The sequence below is a fragment of the Arthrobacter sp. 01L42 genome (genome assembly GCF_056400005.1).
Map to the genome: position 1 here is coordinate 50,756 of NZ_JBFTSL010000009.1, position 15,655 is coordinate 66,410.

General features: G+C 67.5%; 14 protein-coding genes. 9 read left to right on the plus strand and 5 right to left on the minus strand.

Going from position 1 to position 15,655, the window contains the following annotated elements:
- Positions 1-51: 51 nt before the first annotated feature.
- Positions 52-729 carry a pentapeptide repeat-containing protein gene (locus AC1DN2_RS09915; RefSeq protein ID WP_476850198.1) on the minus strand — a complete coding sequence of 226 codons (678 nt, stop codon included), beginning with the start codon at positions 727-729 and terminating at the stop codon, positions 52-54.
- Positions 729-1,202 carry an SRPBCC family protein gene (locus AC1DN2_RS09920; RefSeq protein ID WP_476850199.1) on the minus strand — a complete coding sequence of 158 codons (474 nt, stop codon included), beginning with the start codon at positions 1,200-1,202 and terminating at the stop codon, positions 729-731. Before AC1DN2_RS09920 ends, AC1DN2_RS09915 begins: the two co-directional genes overlap by 1 nt.
- A 175-nt stretch (positions 1,203-1,377) precedes the next feature.
- Between AC1DN2_RS09920 and AC1DN2_RS09925 the strand changes: the two genes are divergently transcribed.
- The 3 genes from AC1DN2_RS09925 (at position 1,378) to AC1DN2_RS09935 (ending at position 3,376) form a co-directional block, all read left to right on the plus strand.
- Positions 1,378-1,554: a CsbD family protein gene (locus AC1DN2_RS09925; RefSeq protein WP_043435744.1), complete on the plus strand. Its 177-nt coding sequence runs from the start codon at positions 1,378-1,380 to the stop codon at positions 1,552-1,554.
- A 102-nt stretch (positions 1,555-1,656) separates the two neighbouring features.
- Positions 1,657-2,430, plus strand: coding sequence for a dienelactone hydrolase family protein (locus AC1DN2_RS09930; RefSeq protein WP_476850200.1), 774 nt, complete (start codon positions 1,657-1,659; stop codon positions 2,428-2,430).
- 88 nt (positions 2,431-2,518) lie between these two features.
- The gene (locus tag AC1DN2_RS09935; RefSeq protein ID WP_223913646.1) at positions 2,519-3,376 is read left to right on the plus strand and encodes a prephenate dehydratase; all 858 of its coding nucleotides are present in this window, start codon (positions 2,519-2,521) and stop codon (positions 3,374-3,376) included.
- A 45-nt stretch (positions 3,377-3,421) separates the two neighbouring features.
- Here AC1DN2_RS09935 and AC1DN2_RS09940 read toward each other — a convergent pair whose 3' ends face one another.
- A complete protein-coding gene (locus AC1DN2_RS09940) occupies positions 3,422-5,335 on the minus strand; it encodes an FAD-binding monooxygenase (protein ID WP_476850201.1) in 1,914 nt (637 codons plus the stop codon).
- 249 nt (positions 5,336-5,584) lie between these two features.
- On the opposite strand from AC1DN2_RS09940, the gene AC1DN2_RS09945 reads away from it, so the two are divergent.
- The 6 genes from AC1DN2_RS09945 to AC1DN2_RS09970 are packed head-to-tail and all read left to right on the plus strand — an operon-like array spanning position 5,585 to position 12,100.
- Positions 5,585-7,090 carry a fumarylacetoacetate hydrolase family protein gene (locus tag AC1DN2_RS09945; protein ID WP_476850202.1) on the plus strand — a complete coding sequence of 502 codons (1,506 nt, stop codon included), beginning with the start codon at positions 5,585-5,587 and terminating at the stop codon, positions 7,088-7,090.
- Positions 7,083-7,784: a GntR family transcriptional regulator gene (locus tag AC1DN2_RS09950; RefSeq protein ID WP_026537409.1), complete on the plus strand. Its 702-nt coding sequence runs from the start codon at positions 7,083-7,085 to the stop codon at positions 7,782-7,784. Before AC1DN2_RS09945 ends, AC1DN2_RS09950 begins: the two co-directional genes overlap by 8 nt.
- Positions 7,785-7,840: 56 nt before the next feature.
- Positions 7,841-9,355, plus strand: a complete 1,515-nt coding sequence (gene hpaE / locus AC1DN2_RS09955) for a 5-carboxymethyl-2-hydroxymuconate semialdehyde dehydrogenase (RefSeq protein WP_476850203.1) — start codon at positions 7,841-7,843, stop codon at positions 9,353-9,355.
- A gap of 48 nt (positions 9,356-9,403) precedes the next feature.
- Complete coding sequence (hpaD, locus tag AC1DN2_RS09960; protein WP_028276400.1) at positions 9,404-10,492, plus strand: 3,4-dihydroxyphenylacetate 2,3-dioxygenase; 1,089 nt, start codon at positions 9,404-9,406, stop codon at positions 10,490-10,492.
- 1 nt (position 10,493) lies between these two features.
- Positions 10,494-11,279: a 2-oxo-hept-4-ene-1,7-dioate hydratase gene (gene hpaH / locus AC1DN2_RS09965; protein ID WP_476850204.1), complete on the plus strand. Its 786-nt coding sequence runs from the start codon at positions 10,494-10,496 to the stop codon at positions 11,277-11,279.
- Positions 11,264-12,100, plus strand: coding sequence for an aldolase/citrate lyase family protein (locus tag AC1DN2_RS09970; protein ID WP_476850205.1), 837 nt, complete (start codon positions 11,264-11,266; stop codon positions 12,098-12,100). Before hpaH ends, AC1DN2_RS09970 begins: the two co-directional genes overlap by 16 nt.
- 102 nt (positions 12,101-12,202) lie before the next feature.
- On the opposite strand, the gene AC1DN2_RS09975 is transcribed toward AC1DN2_RS09970, so the two are convergent.
- Entirely contained in the window at positions 12,203-13,660 is a 1,458-nt protein-coding gene (locus AC1DN2_RS09975) for an amino acid permease (RefSeq protein WP_476850206.1), read from the minus strand.
- 268 nt (positions 13,661-13,928) lie between these two features.
- Entirely contained in the window at positions 13,929-15,611 is a 1,683-nt protein-coding gene (locus AC1DN2_RS09980; RefSeq protein WP_476850207.1) for an ABC-F family ATP-binding cassette domain-containing protein, read from the minus strand.
- Positions 15,612-15,655: the final 44 nt, after the last annotated feature.

A 15,655-nucleotide genomic window follows, 5' to 3' on the forward strand; every position in this document is an offset into this window, starting at 1 on the left:
TTCTATAAAGATTACACGGCGGGGCAAGGGGGTCAACCGGATGCCGCCGGATTACGCGACGACGACGCCCAGATGAGCCGCGAGCAATGGAGCGAGCAGGGTGAGCTGGTGATCGTCGACGACGAGGCCGGACAGACTGCCCAGACCGCTGACGGTGCGGAAGTCGGTGCCCCGGAGGTCGAAGTCCTTGAGCCGGGCTCCGGTGAAATCGAGGGTGCCGATCGTGCAGTTCTTCAAAGCGACGCGCGTGGCGGTGCAGGAGCCCAGATCCAGCTCGTTAATGATGCAGTCGCTGATCTGCACGTCCGTGAGCTTGGATCCGCGCAGGTTCACGTAGTCAAGTTTGCCGCCGTCGATCCGCACGGACTGCCAGCCACTTTCATAGAGCTCCGCCGATCCCCAGCGGGGGTTGCCGATCTCGACATCCCGCAGGCTGGTCCGGGCCGCCATCAGCACCGGGGCGTACGTCTCGGCCAGGATGCAGTCACGGAAAGTCGCGCCCCGCAGCTGCGTCTCATTGAAGGACACCCCGGCGAATTCGCACTCGGCAAAGTCCGTACCGTCCAGGTCCAGACCGTCTGCCGACGCGCGGCTGTAGCGGACGCCGTCGTACCGAACACCCCGACGGAACTCCGGGGCAGGGTCGTCCCGCAGATCCCCGGGACGGACCGGCGCGAGCCGGGGGGCCGTGACCTTGGGGGTTTTCTCCGCCGCAGTGCGCCGGACCATCACTGGCACTCGGCCTTGGCCGCGATGTCCGCCAGGTCTTTTGCAAGCGCCTTGCGGGTGATGCGCATCCCGAGCGGACCGAACACGGTGAGCATGATCCTACTGAACCGGGTCGGTTTGATGACTTCGGCGCCAAAGGTCAGCGTAAGGTCGGTTCCCCCGCCGCGCTCCGCGAGCGCGAACCTGGTGGTGTAGTCGGCGCCGCCCTGGAGGGCCTTCACAGTGGTGCTGCCGCCCCGGCCCTTCGACGGCGCCTCGGACTGGGCAACCCACATCTCCACCGTTTCCGCGCGCCCCATCATGGTGCGGGTCTCCTTCCAGCGGGTACCCACGGCATAGGGTCCGCCCGTGAGCATCTGGATCGAATCGACGCCGGACAGGGTCGCCGCAGATCCGGGAATGTCCGACACCACCGCCCAGACCGCGTCCGCCGGAGCATTGATGTGCTGCGTGAGAGTGGTCTTGTGGTCCATGACCTCGAGCCTAGCCCGCGGGCCGGGGGGATTTCATCCTTTCGCGAACCGCACCGCCGCTGCCGCGGATGACGCTCCAGAGAATTACCCTGCGAGACCCCTTGAATTAGTAAGCATGCTTTGTGTTAGGCTGATCGGACAGTATTTTCAACCGGAACGAAAGGTGGCCTACACCATGGGTGTCGGAGACAAGATTCAGAACGAAGCGGAGCACCTCGGCGGCAAGGCCAAGGAAACTGCCGGAAACGCCACTGGCAACGACCAGCTGCGCGCCGAGGGCCAGAAGGACCAGGTTGTAGCCGACGCGAAGAAGGTCGGCGAAAACGTCAAGGACGCCTTCAAGAAGGACTAGTCTTTAGGACGTTGGCGGCGCCGGATTTTCCTTTGGGGGATCTCCGGCGCCGCTTTTTTGCGCCCGTGCAAGAATGGCCCCACAGACGACGGAGGGGTCAGCATGGCACGGACACACGCAGAACGCAGCAAGCCCGCCGCCCGGGATCTCAGCAATACTGACCTCGGCCGGTCCGGTGCCGCCGCCGGCGGTTCGCCGGCGCTGCGCGGCTACCTGGCGACGCCGCAGGGCGAAGGGCCGTTCCCCGCGGTCCTGATGGTCCATGAGGCGTTTGGCCTGGACGACATCACCGTCCGCCACGCCGACCGGATGGCGGCGGCCGGCTACCTGACACTGGCCGTTGACCTGTACAGCGACGGCGGGGCGCGCCGCTGCCTCGTCGCCACCATGCGCGCGCTGTCCGCGGGCGAGGGCCGGGCCTTCACCGATCTGGCCGCCGCCCGGGACTGGCTGCGCGAAACCGGCCGGACCACCGGCAAGATCGGCGTCATCGGCTTCTGCATGGGCGGCGGCTTCGCCCTGCTGCTGGCCAATGACGGCTTCGACGCCGCCGCCGTCAACTACGGGCGGCGCCCAAAAGACCCCCGGGAGGCCCTCGCCGGTGCCTGCCCGATCGTGGCCAACTTCGGCGGCCGGGACCGCACCCTGCCCGGCGAAGCGGCGAAACTCGCGGCTGTGCTCGACGGGCTGGGCGTGGAGAACGACGTGAAGGAGTTCCCGCACGCCGGGCACGCCTTCCTCAATGATGTGGAGACCGGGCCGAAGGTGCTGCGGCCGCTCATGCGGGTCATGGGCATCGGCCCGGATCCGGAATCGGCCCCGGAAGCCTGGCAGCGGATCGAGGACCACTTCGCCAAGTATCTGAACCCCAGCTGAGTCGCGGCAGGGACCGTTTTTGGTTCTCAAACGGCCCTGCCGCGTCTTACTTGGGTGAGCGGGCGCCTGGCGTGAAACCATACGGAGCATGGCCCAGAAGATTGCGTACCAGGGTGAACCGGGCGCCAACTCCAATATTGCGTGCATGCAGATGTTCCCCGAACTGGAGAGCGTTCCCTGCGCGAGTTTCGAAGACGCTTTTGAACTGGTGGCCGTCGGCACCGCCGACCTGGCCATGATTCCGATCGAAAACTCCATTGCCGGCAGGGTGGCCGATATCCATGTGCTGCTGCCCCAGTCCGGGCTGCAGATCGTCGGCGAGTATTTTCTGCCCATCCACTTCGACCTGCTGGGCATCCCGGGCAGCACCATCGAGGCAGCCACCGAGGTCCACAGCCACCTCCACGCGTTGGGGCAGTGCCGGCGTCTGATCCGCTCCGCCAGCCTGCGCCCCGTGATCGCCGGCGATACTGCCGGGTCCGCCCGGGAAGTGCGCGACTGGAACGATCCCACCAAACTCTCGCTCGCTCCTCCACTCGCGGCTCAACTCTATGGCCTGGAGGTGCTCGCCTCCGCTGTCGAGGATGACCCCTCCAACACCACGCGGTTCGTGGTTCTGGCACGGGAAAAGCCGCTGCCGGCCCGGGACATCCTGTCCGGACCGGCCGTCACCAGCTTTGTATTCCGTGTCCGGAATGTCCCCTCAGCCCTCTACAAGGCGCTGGGAGGATTCGCCACGAACGGGGTAAACATGACGCGGCTGGAAAGCTACATGGTGGGCAATGAATTTGCGGCCACGATGTTCATGGCCGACGTCGAGGGGCACCCCGAGGATTTGCCGCTCAGACTGGCGCTGGAGGAACTGGAGTTCTTCACCACAGAGGTACGCATCCTTGGCGTCTACCCCGCCGCGGAATACAGGTCCAGGCAGGCAGCCGGCCTCTGACCGCCAGCCCGGACAAACCTTGCGAAGAAGGCCAACTCCACGCGGTCACACCGCCGCGGGCCGCCCTGCCCGCAACAGGGGGGCGAAGAACGCGGCAAGCTCCGCCGTCGCCGTCAGCGGCAGGACGTTGGCCACGTACTGGTCCGGGCGCACCACCACGATGACGCCGCCGCGGTCGATGCCGCGCAACGCAAAGATGTCCGCCGCCGGGTCGGTGCCGTAGACCTTTTCGAGGTAGGGGAGCTTGAACGGCCCCACCTCCGGTTTGAACACCGCGGGGACGTTGCCGATGTCGATGCCAGTGTGATCCTGCTGGTAGATCACCTTCACGTCGAACCAGGCGTCACGGTCGACCCCTCCGGGGGTGGCGGCGAGCGGCGAGTCCGGCGCGCTGGCCAGCCACGCGGCGAGATCCGCGGCGGGCGACGGGGCCCCCGCCTGTTGTGCTGGCGCCGCCTGGTCCGCGAAGACGTAGATGCGCCAGCGGCCGTCCGCCGTGGCCTGGTGGCCGAGCTGGACCGGGTTGGTGTCGCAGACCCGCACAACCGGCGCGGACTTGAAGCGCTTGCCGACGGGAAAGCCGGTGGCCAGCTGCTGGTGCGTGGCCTCGGCGACGATCATCGACGGCGAGTACTCGGTCATGAAGCCGGCAGGGAACTCGGCGGTGCGCACATAGAAGTCCTCGAGCTCGGAGGGGTTTTCAAACTCCTCGGGCTTCTTCGCCATGAGCGTCGACCACACCTTGTCGAAGTCGATCAGGTTCTTCGCGACCACCTGCCGCTCGGCCGAGTACGTGGACAGCAGGCTCTCCGGGCTGCGTCCCTCCAGCACGTGGCCGAGCTTCCAGCCGATATTGAAGCCGTCCTGCATGGAGACGTTCATGCCCTGGCCGGCCTTGGCGCTGTGCGTGTGGCAAGCGTCGCCGGTGATGAACACCCGCGGCGTGCGGGTGCCCAGCTCCTCCGGGAGGACGTCGTCGAACCTGTCGGTGAGGCGGTGGCCCACCTCGTACACGCTGTGCCAGGCCACGTTGCGCACGTCGAGCGTGTAGGGGTGGATGATCGCGTTGGCCTTGGCGATGATCTGCTCGATGGTGGTCTTGCGGACCGCACCGCGGTCGTCCGCGGCGACCTCGCCGAGATCGACATACATGCGGAAGAGATGCCCGCCCTCGCGCGGGATCAGCAGGATGCTGCCGCCGTCGTGGGACTGGATGGCGCATTTGAGCCGGATGTCGGGGAAATCCGTGGAGGCGAGCACGTCCATGACGCCCCACGCGTGGTTGGCCTGGTCGCCCGCCATGGTGCAGCCGATCGAGTCGCGCACCTTGCTGCGGGCGCCGTCCGCGCCCACCACGTACTTGGCCCGCACGACGCGCTCCCGGCCCTCGTCAGGACCGGCGGTGTGCGCCAGCGTCACGGCGACCGGGTACTCGCCCTCGCCGGTGACCTCCAGGCCGCGGAACTCCAGCCCGTAGTCCGGGCTCATGCGGCTCGGGGACATGGCCATGAACTCGGCGAAGTAGTCGAGCACGCGGGCCTGGTTGACGATGAGATGCGGGAACTCGCTGATCCCGCCCGGGTCATCGAGGGTGCGCGCGCTGCGGACGATGTTCGAGGGGTCCGCGGGATCCGGCTTCCAGAACGCCATCTCCGTGATGCGGTACGCCTCGGCGATGATCCGCTCGGCGAAACCGAAGGCCTGGAAGGTCTCGACGCTGCGGGCCTGGATGCCGTCGGCCTGGCCGATCGCGAGCCGGCCCGGCCGGCGTTCCACGATCCGGGTGGTGACGCCCGGGAACTGGGACAGCTGGGCTGCGGCGAGCATGCCGGCGGGGCCGGAGCCCACGATCAGCACATCTACCTCGTCGGGAAGGTGTGTGGGCCGGTCGATGCCGGCGCCGGCGGCCGGCTGGACCCGCGGGTCACCGGATACGTAGCCGTGGTGGTGGAAATGCACGGGCTTTCCTCACTTCGTTGTGTGGCGGCCTGTCAACGGCCTAGCGTGTTCGATATTAGAACGTGACGTTCGATAATAGAATTTCGGTCCCTGATCCAAAACTGTACGTCAGATATGACGCAGGTTACAAGTGTCCCCAAAGGCCCCGGCAAAGGCCCTGGCAAACATCCCCGCGCAAGGGGTTGACGCTCCCCGGCTTCCGGGCCATAGTGTTTCGTATACGATTTCGTACTCGATGAGGAGTAACACTTGGAACAGGTCACCGACCACATCCTGGCCGCGGCCCGCAAGGTCATCGCGGTGCATATCAACTACCCCAGCCGGGCAGCCCAGCGCGGCCGCACACCCGAGCAGCCCTCCTACTTCCTGAAGCCGTCCTCGTCGCTGGCTCTCGGTTCTGCATCAGCGCCTTCAACCGTGGAGCGCCCGGCCGGCTGCGAACTCCTCGGCTACGAGGGCGAGATCGCCCTGATCATCGGCAAGACCGCCCGCCGCGTGGGCCTCGAGGATGCGTGGAGCCATGTCGAATGGGTCACCGCCAGCAACGACCTCGGCGTCTACGACCTCCGCTACGCGGACAAGGGCTCCAACCTCCGCTCCAAGGGCGGCGACGGCTTCACGCCCGTGGGCCCGGGCCTGATCGCGGCAGACGCCGTCGATCCCGCCAAACTGCGGATCCGCACGTGGCACAACGGTGAACTGGTCCAGGACGACACCACCGTGGACCTGCTCTTCCCGTTCGCCCGGCTCGTGGCCGACCTGTCCCAGCTGCTCACCCTCGAAGAGGGCGACATCATCCTCACCGGCACCCCCGCCGGGGCGTCGGTGGCCACGCCGGGCGACGTCGTCGAGGTGGAAGTCAGCGCGACGACGGGAGGCGCCGCCGGCGGCGGGCTCACTACCGGCCGGCTGGTCACCCGGGTGGAGGAAGGCACGACGCCGTTCGCGGACTTCGGCGCCCGGCCCAAGACCGATGATCTCCAGCGGGAGGAAGCCTACGGTTCCCGTGAAGCGGCCGGCCTCGCCGCCGCCCAGCCGGCAGGGACGCCGGGCCTGTCCCCGGAGCTGAAGGCCAAACTGGAGTCCGTCTGCACGGCCACCCTGTCCTCCCAGCTGCGCAAGCGCGGCCTGAACAACGTCAGCATCGACGGCCTGTCCTCCACCCGCCCGGAGCGGCGGATCGTGGGTCTGGCCCGGACCCTGCGCTACGTGCCCAACCGCGAGGACCTGTTCACGACCCACGGCGGCGGCTTCAATGCCCAGAAGAAGGCCATCGATTCCGTCAACGAGGGCGAGATCCTGGTGATGGAAGCCCGCGGCGAAAAGGGCACCGGCACGATCGGCGACATCCTGGCCCTGCGCGCCCAGGTCCGCGGCGCCGCCGCCATCATCACCGACGGCGGCGTGCGCGACTTCACCGCCGTGGCCGCCATGGACATGCCTACGTACTATGCCAACCCGCACCCGGCCGTCCTGGGCCGCCGGCACATCCCCTGGGACACGGACATCACCATCGCCTGTGGCGGCACCACCGTGCAGCCCGGGGACATCATCGTCGCGGACGCCGACGGGATCCTGGTGATCCCGCCGGCCCTCGCCGACGAGCTCGCGGACGACTCCATCGCGCAGGAACGCGAGGAAACCTTCATCGCCGAGATGGTGCAGCAGGGCCACAGCGTCGACGGCCTCTACCCGCTCAACGCCGCCTGGCGGACCCGGTACCAGGAATGGGAAGCAGGCAAGGCCAATGACTGAGACAGCCAGGGCCGCAGCCACGCCGGCCGCGACTTCCGGCAGCAAATCCGAGCAGGCCTATGCGGCCGTCAAGGCCCGGATCGTGGACGGGACCTACTCCCCCGGCTACCGTCTGGTGCTGGCCAAGATAGCCGAGGACCTGGGCGTCAGCGTGGTGCCGGTCCGCGAAGCGATCCGCCGGCTCGAGGCCGAGGGCCTGGTCAAGTTCGAGCGGAATGTCGGCGCCACTGTGTCCGGAATCGACCCCACCGAATACCTCTACACGATGCAGACCCTCAGCATCGTTGAGGGCGCCGCAACGGCACTCTCGGCCCCGCTGATCGGGGCGGCGGACGTGGCCCGCGCCCGGGCAGTCAACGCCGAGATGCGCGAATGCCTGCAGCACTTCGACCCCGTCCGGTTCACCCGGCTGAACCAGGACTTCCACAGCGTCCTGTTCGAGCACTGCCCCAACCCGCACATCCTGGACCTCGTCCACCGGGGCTGGAACCGGCTGGCGTCACTGCGCTCCTCCACGTTCCGCTTCGTCCCGGGCCGGGCCCACGAATCCGTCGACGAGCACGAGGCGCTGCTGCAGCTCATCGAATCCGGCGCCAGCCCGGATGACATCGAAAAGGCCGCCCGCCGCCACCGCTCCGCCACCCTGGACGCGTACCTCGCCCAAACCAACGCGGGGTCACTTAGCGCCCATTAAGGCGCCCGGCATGGGCCGTAAGTGACCCCGCGTTGCACTATCAGTAAGGAAAAACAATGACGTTTACTGCCGCAGAAACCACAGCCCACTACGTTCCGCAGGGCCTTCCCACCCACATCCAGCACTACATCAACGGCGAATTCGTTGATTCGGTGGGCGGGGCGACCTTCGATGTCCTGGACCCGGTGTCCAACACCAACTACGCCACCGCCGCCGCCGGCCAGAAGGAAGACATCGACCTCGCCGTCGCCGCGGCCCGCGAGGCGTTCACCAACGGCCCGTGGCCGAAGATGAAGCCGCGCGAGCGGGCCCGGGTCCTGAACCGGATCGCCGACGCCGTCGAAGCCCAGGAGGCCCGCCTCGCCGAGCTCGAAACCTTCGACACCGGCCTGCCCATCACCCAGGCCAAGGGCCAGGCGCTGCGCGCGGCCGAGAACTTCCGCTTCTTCGCGGACCTGATCGTGGCCCAGTTCGACGACGCCATGAAGGTCCCCGGCGCCCAGATCAACTATGTCAACCGCAAGCCGATCGGCGTCGCCGGGCTCATCACGCCGTGGAACACCCCGTTCATGCTCGAGTCCTGGAAGCTCGCCCCTGCCCTGGCCACCGGCAACACCGTGGTCCTCAAACCGGCCGAATTCACCCCGCTCTCGGCCTCGCTCTGGGCGACGATCTTCAAGGACGCCGGGCTCCCCGACGGCGTCTTCAACCTCGTCAACGGCCTCGGCGAGGAAGCCGGCGACGCCCTCGTGAAGCACCCGGACGTCCCGCTGATCTCCTTCACCGGCGAGACCACCACGGGCCAGACGATCTTCCGCAATGCCGCGGCCAACCTCAAGGGCCTCTCCATGGAGCTCGGCGGCAAGTCACCGTGCGTCGTGTTCGCCGACGCCGACCTCGACGCCGCGATCGACTCCGCCCTGTTCGGCGTCTTCTCGCTCAACGGCGAGCGCTGCACCGCCGGCTCCCGGATCCTGGTGGAGCGCGCCGTGTACGAGCAATTCTGCGACAAGTACGCCGCCCGGGCCAGGAACATCGTGGTCGGTGACCCGCACGACCCCAAGACCGAGGTCGGCGCCCTGGTCCACCCCGAGCACTACGCCAAGGTGGCCTCCTACGTGGAAATCGGAAAGTCCGAGGGCCGGCTCCTGGCGGGCGGCGGCCGTCCCGACCACCTGCCCGAGGGCAACTACATCGCACCCACGGTGTTCGCCGACGTCGCCCCGGACGCGCGGATCTTCCAGGAGGAGATCTTCGGCCCCGTCGTCGCCATCACCCCGTTCGATACCGACGACGAAGCCCTCGCCCTGGCGAACAACACCAGGTACGGGCTCGCGGCGTACATCTGGACCCAGAACCTGACCCGCGCGCACAACTTCTCCCAAAACGTCGAGGCCGGCATGGTCTGGCTCAACAGCCACAACGTCCGCGACCTCCGCACCCCCTTCGGCGGCGTCAAGGCCTCCGGCCTGGGCCACGAGGGCGGGTACCGCTCGATCGACTTCTACACCGACCAGCAGGCCGTCCACATCACCCTGGGCACCGTCCATACGCCCAAATTCGGCGCCTAAGTTTCCCGCCGGCGCCACCCAGACCCCTTTCAAAGAAGAGAGAGCACCATGACCAACTTCGTCCCCACCCCCACTGTCCCGGCCCCGGACATCGTCCGCTGCGCCTACCTGGAACTCGTGGTCACGGACCTCGCCAAGTCCCGCCAGTTCTATGTGGACCTGCTGGGCCTGCACGTCACCGAGGAAGACGAGAACACCATCTACCTGCGCTCCCTCGAGGAGTTCATCCACCACAACCTGGTGCTGCGCAAGGGGCCCGTGGCCGCTGCGGCCGCCTTCGCCTACCGGGTGAAGTCGCCGGCCGAGGTGGACGCGGCCGAGGCCTATTACAAGGAACTGGGCTGCCGCACCGAGCGCCGCAAGGAAGGCTTCACCAAGGGCATCGGCGACGCCGTCCGCGTCGAGGATCCGCTGGGCTTCCCCTACGAATTCTTCTACGAGACCGAACACGTCGAGCGCCTCACCCAGCGCTACGACCTCTACTCCGCCGGCGAACTGGTCCGGCTGGACCACTTCAACCAGGTCACCCCGGACGTCCCGCGCGGCCGGGCGTACCTCGAGGACCTGGGCTTCCGGGTCTCCGAGGACATCAAAGACTCCGACGGCGTCACGTACGCAGCGTGGATGCACCGCAAGCAGACCGTGCACGACACCGCCCTGACCGGCGGCAACGGCCCGCGGCTGCACCACATTGCCTTCGCCACGCACGAGAAGCACAACATCATCCAGATCTGCGACAAGATGGGCGCCCTGCGCATCTCGGACCGGATCGAACGCGGCCCTGGCAGGCACGGCGTCTCCAACGCCTTCTACCTCTACATCCTGGACCCGGACGGCCACCGCATCGAGATCTACACCCAGGACTACTACACCGGCGACCCGGACAACCCCACCATCACCTGGGACGTTCACGACAACCAGCGCCGTGACTGGTGGGGCAACCCCGTGGTCCCCTCCTGGTACACCGAGGCCTCTCTGGTCCTGGACCTCGACGGCAACCCGCAGCCCGTGATCGTCCGTGAGGAAAAGAGCGAGATGGCCGTGACCGTGGGCGCCGACGGCTTCTCCTACACCCGCAAGGAAGAGGACGGCTCCGCCGGAGAAGCGACGGGCTTCAAGCTCGGGGCGCAGGTTTAGCGTGCTTGATCCCGCGACGATCGAGGCCATCGCAGACGAACTGCTGGAAGCCGGCCGCAGCCGTACTCCGGTCCCCCGCCTGACCACCCGTTACCCGGGGATGACGGTGGAGGACTCCTACGCAGTCCAGCGGCTGTGGCGGCGGCGCCACGAGGATGCCGGACGGACCCTCGTGGGCCGCAAGATCGGCCTCACGTCCAAGGCGATGCAGGCCGCCACCGGCATCACCGAGCCGGACTACGGCGCGATCTTCGATGACATGGTGCTGGAAACCGGCTGCTCCGTGGACTGGGACCGGTACACCCATCCCCGGGTGGAGGTGGAGCTCGCGTTCGTGTTGAAGAAGGACCTCGCCGGTCCCGGCTGCACCATCTTCGACGTCCTGAACGCCACGGACTACGTGGTCCCGGCCCTGGAGATCCTGGACTCCCGGATCGAAATGGAGGGCCGGACCATCGTGGACACCATCGCGGACAACGCGGCAATGGGCGCCATGGTGATCGGCGGCAACCCCGTGCGTCCCGACGCCGTGGACCTGCGCTGGGTCTCCGCCATCCTCTACAAGAACCAGACCGTGGAGGAAACCGGCGTGGCCGCCGGCGTCCTGGACCACCCGGCCAACGGCGTGCACTGGCTGGCCAACAAGATCGCCGCCCACGGTGACGGCATGAAGGCGGGCGACATCATCCTCGCCGGCTCCTTCACCCGGCCCCTCTGGGTCTACAAGGGTGACACCGTGCACGCCGACTACGGACCCCTGGGGAGCATCACATGCCGCTTCGAGTAGAACCCGACGCAACCTTCAAGCACGCCCTGCGCAACCAAACCGGCGCTGCCGGCCGTCCCCTGGCCGGGATGTGGGTCTGCTCCGGCAGCCCGCTCGTGGCCGAAATCTGCGCCGGGTCCGGTCTGGACTGGCTCCTGATCGACGCCGAGCACAGCCCGAACGGCCTCGAATCCATCCTGGCCCAACTGCAGGCCGTGCACGGCTACCCGGTCCATCCGGTGGTCCGGCCGCCGGTGAATGACACGGTGCTCATCAAGCAGTACCTGGACCTGGGCGTCCAGAACCTGCTGATCCCCATGGTGAACTCGGCAGCCGAGGCGGAGGCCGCCGTGGCCGCCACCCGCTACCCGCCACACGGCGTCCGCGGGGTGGGCTCGGCCCTTGCCCGGGCCGCCCGCTGGAACCGGATCCCCGACTATCTCGCCCGCGCCTCCGAGACCGTCAGCGTCACGGTCCAGATTGAATCCGAAGCCGCGGTTGCCGCTGTGGAGAACATCCTGGCGGTGGAGGGCGTGGACGCGATCTTCCTGGGGCCCTCCGACCTCGCCGCCTCCATGGGCCTGTTGGGCCAGCAGGAACACCCACGGGTGCGCGCCGCCGTCGAACACTGCCTTGCCGCCGCCACAGCGGCCGGGAAGCCTGCCGGCGTGAACGCCTTCAACCCGTCAACGGCCCGCGGCTACATGGCCGCCGGCGCGGCGTTCGTTCTGGTGGGGGCCGACGTGTCCATCCTGGCCCGCGGCTCCGAGGCCCTCGCCGCCGACTTCATCCCACCGGACGCGGTGGCTGAGCCCGGCGGCACCCCCGCCAGCAGCTACTGAGGGCCCTCCGCTTTAAACGCAGTTAAACGCGACGGCGGCAGCCACCTTTGCCAGGTGGCTGCCGCCGTCGCCGCGCTACGCTACACGTCGAACCGGTGGGTCCTAGCTGTAGAGCTCGCTCTTGGGCGCGTTGTTCTTGACCTTCTGCCAGCCCAGCCACAGCACCAGGGCGAAGAACGGGACGGTCGCCAGGGTCCACAGGCCCAGGTGGAAGACCTCGCCGGTCTTGCTGGTCATGGTGTCGAAGCCGATCAGCACGGTGATGGCCAGCAGCGCGACCAGCCCGGCCCAGCTGGTCCACGGCGAGCCCGGCATGGGCAGGCTGGAGACGCGGCCCTTCTGGTGGCGCAGCGCGATCTGGCTGGCGAAGATGGCGCCCCACGTGAAGATCACGCCGATCGAGGCGGTGTTCAGCGCGAGGTCGAAGGCGTGCGAGCCGCCGAGCCAGATGTTCAGCAGGATGCCCACGAGGTAGAAGGCGGCGATCGCCAGGATGGCCGCGTACGGCACGTGGCGCTTGGACATCCTGGTGAGCCACTGCGGGGCGTGCCCGTTGTTGGCCATGGTGCGGAAGACACGGCCGATCGAGTACAGGCCCGAGTTGCAGGAGGACAGTGCGGCGGTGATGACGATCATGTTCATCACGTCGCCCACCCAGCCGAGGCCCATCTGGCCAAACACGGTGACGAACGGGGACACGCCGGCCTTGTACTGGTCCGAGGGCAGCAGCATGGCCAGCAGCAGCACGGAACCGACGTAGAACACCACAATGCGCAGTACGACGGCGCGGATTGCCTTGGGCACTTCGCGCTTGGCGTTCTGCATCTCACCGGCGGTGATACCGACGAGTTCGATGCCGTTGTAGGCGAAGATCACGGCGTTGAGCACGAGGACCATCACCAGGGCGCCCTTGGGGAACATCCCGCCGTCGTCGGCGAAGAGGTTGGCGACTGAGGCGTGGCCCGTGCCGACCTTGGCGTTGGTGACCACCATAAAGGTGCCCACGGCCAGGAAGATCAGGATGGCGCCGACCTTAAGGCAGGACGCCCAGAATTCAAACTCGCCGAACGCCTTGACGCTGAGCAGGTTGACGGCCACGAGCAGCGCGAGGGCGGCAATCGCGGAGGCTTCCACCGGCACGTTGGGGAAGAAGAACTGGAAGTACAGGCCGATCGCGATCAGTTCGGCGATCCCGGTCATGCCCCAGTTGATGAAGTACATCCAGCCGGAGAGGAAGGCGCCCTTCTTGCCGAACATTTCGCCGGCGTAGCTGACGAAGGAGCCCGAGGTCTGGCGGTACATGATGAGCTCGCCCAGCGCCCGCATGAGCAGGTAGGCGATCACGCCGGCGATGGCGTAGGAGAAGATCAGCGCCGGGCCCGTGGAGGCCAGGCGTCCGCCGGCGCCCATGAACAGGCCGACGCCGATTGCGCCGCCCATCGAGATCATCGTCACGTGGCGCCCGCTCAGGGTCTTCTTATAGCCCTCGGCGCTGAGGGTCGAGTCGACGGCGGTTTCCGCGGGCGCGCTCTGGAGTTCTGTGGGGGTAATTGATGGCACAACGGTTCCTTGTAGGTCGGATTATGGCCGGGACGGGACCGGGATTCGGTTACATTCCATTCGGGTTTCGGCCCGGTGGGACAGCAAGATGTACCGAACCTCACAAGGAGTCAACCCTCGCGCGGCTCATCCATCGTACTGGAATTCCCGGACCGGCCGTGACGCGGGCAACAGCAGTCGGGCGCTATGCCTAATTAATGACACCAAATCTGCCAAATAGCAGAATAATGTTCTATTTTGTCCGCGCAGGCTCCGGCGAATCGTTCTGCTACGCCAGGGCGCCGTGGCGCATCGAGTACCGGAGCCAGTTACCGGCGCCGTCTCCGTGCCCGGTTTCCTGCCTGGCGCCGTGCCTTGTTTCTCGGCTCGTTCCTCGCCTGGCGCAGGTGCTGAACCACTCACCCAGCGCGCGGTCGTGGCTGACCATGACCAGTGTCCCTGCGAACTCGGACAGGGCCGCTTCAAGCTGTTCCACCAGCACGGGCGCCAGGTGGTTGGTGGGCTCGTCCACCAGCATCGTCCCAAACCCGCCCAGCAGGAGCCGGGCCAGCGCCAGCCTGCGTTGCTGCCCCGCGGAAAGGCTGCCCACCGGCACGTGGAATTCGCTGGTCCGGAAGAGCCCCAGGCGCAGCAGCGCCTCGGCGTGCTCATCGATATTGCCGCCCAGGCCCGCGGCAAAGGCGGGCAGGAGCCGCAGACCCGGGCGCTGCGGGAGTTCCAACTCCTGCTGCAGGTAGCCGATCCGGCCGTGCCTGACCACTTTGCCCTGGGTCGGTTCCAGCGTGCCGGCGAGGACGGAGAGCAGCGTGGACTTCCCGGCACCGTTGGGGCCCGTAATGAGGATCTTCTGGCCGGCCTCCGCCCGGAAGTCCGTAGGTTCCAGCCGGCCGGGCACGGCGACCCCCTTCGCCTCGAGCGCCGGGCCTTCGGCCACGTCCGCCCGCAGATCCGTCGCCAGTTTCAGGGGCACCGGGGGACGGTCTATGGGGTTTGCCTCCAGCCGGCGCAGACGCTCCTGGGCGTTGCGGACCTTGCTGGTGGCCGCCTTCTGCCACGTGCCGGCCTTGAAGTCGAACCCCATCTTGTCGCCGTCGCGCTGGCGGGCGTAGCCCATCTTGCCGGCAACAGTGTCCGCCTGGAGCCGTTCGGCCGCCATCGCGTCCAGCCACCCGTGGTACTGCTGTGCCCAGCGCTGGCGCTCGGCGGCCTTCTCCCGCAGGTAGCCTTCGTAACCGTTGCCATACCGGTTGACCGACCGGCGCTCGGCATCGACCTCAATCACGGTTGAGGCCACTTTGCGCAGCAGCACGCGGTCGTGGGAGACCACCACCACCGTGCCGCGGTGCGCGGCCAGCCGCGCCTCCAGCCAGGCCGTACCGCTGGCGTCCAGGTGGTTGGTGGGTTCGTCCAGGAGCAAAATGTCGGCGGGATCGGCGAGAACGCAGGCCAGCGCCACCCGTTCCTGTTCCCCGCCAGAGAGCGAGCCCAGCGTCCGCATCCGGTCCAGCCCGCCCAGGCCGAGCCTGTCCAGCGCCGCTTCCACCCGGGATTCCGCGGCGTAGCCTTCCCGGAGCTGGTATTGCGTCTGCAGGTTTCCGTAGCGCTCCAGTTCGTCGGCTTCCGCGCCGGCCAGCCCGTCCTCCAGGCGGTCCAGCTCGGCCTCCAGCGCGCGGAGCGATTCCAGTGCGGCGTCGATCGCGTCGCTGACAGTGAACTGCTCCGGCAGGCCATGGGTCTGGGCGAGGTAGCCCACGCGGCCGTGGCTGACGGACGTGCCCTCGTCCGGGGCCTCGAAACCGGCCAGGATCCGCAGCAGTGTGGATTTGCCCGCGCCGTTTTCGCCGACGATCGCCACATGTTCACCGGCCGTGATGGCAACGTCGACGCCGGCAAAGAGCTGGCGGTCCCCATAGCCGTGTGATACGCCCGAAAGGCGGAGATGTTCGCTCAAGGAGTCCTCGCAGTAGGTGCCAGCCTGCCCGACGGCGGCTTGCG

Bases quoted from the DNA above. Each gene is read 5' to 3' on its own strand.
- AC1DN2_RS09915 (WP_476850198.1), bottom strand. From the start codon at position 729: ATGGTCCGGCGCACTGCGGCGGAGAAAACCCCCAAGGTCACGGCCCCC.
- AC1DN2_RS09920 (WP_476850199.1), bottom strand. From the start codon at position 1,202: ATGGACCACAAGACCACTCTCACGCAGCACATCAATGCTCCGGCGGAC.
- AC1DN2_RS09925 (WP_043435744.1), top strand. From the start codon at position 1,378: ATGGGTGTCGGAGACAAGATTCAGAACGAAGCGGAGCACCTCGGCGGC.
- AC1DN2_RS09930 (WP_476850200.1), top strand. From the start codon at position 1,657: ATGGCACGGACACACGCAGAACGCAGCAAGCCCGCCGCCCGGGATCTC.
- AC1DN2_RS09935 (WP_223913646.1), top strand. From the start codon at position 2,519: ATGGCCCAGAAGATTGCGTACCAGGGTGAACCGGGCGCCAACTCCAAT.
- AC1DN2_RS09950 (WP_026537409.1), top strand. From the start codon at position 7,083: ATGACTGAGACAGCCAGGGCCGCAGCCACGCCGGCCGCGACTTCCGGC.
- hpaE (WP_476850203.1), top strand. From the start codon at position 7,841: ATGACGTTTACTGCCGCAGAAACCACAGCCCACTACGTTCCGCAGGGC.
- hpaD (WP_028276400.1), top strand. From the start codon at position 9,404: ATGACCAACTTCGTCCCCACCCCCACTGTCCCGGCCCCGGACATCGTC.
- AC1DN2_RS09970 (WP_476850205.1), top strand. From the start codon at position 11,264: ATGCCGCTTCGAGTAGAACCCGACGCAACCTTCAAGCACGCCCTGCGC.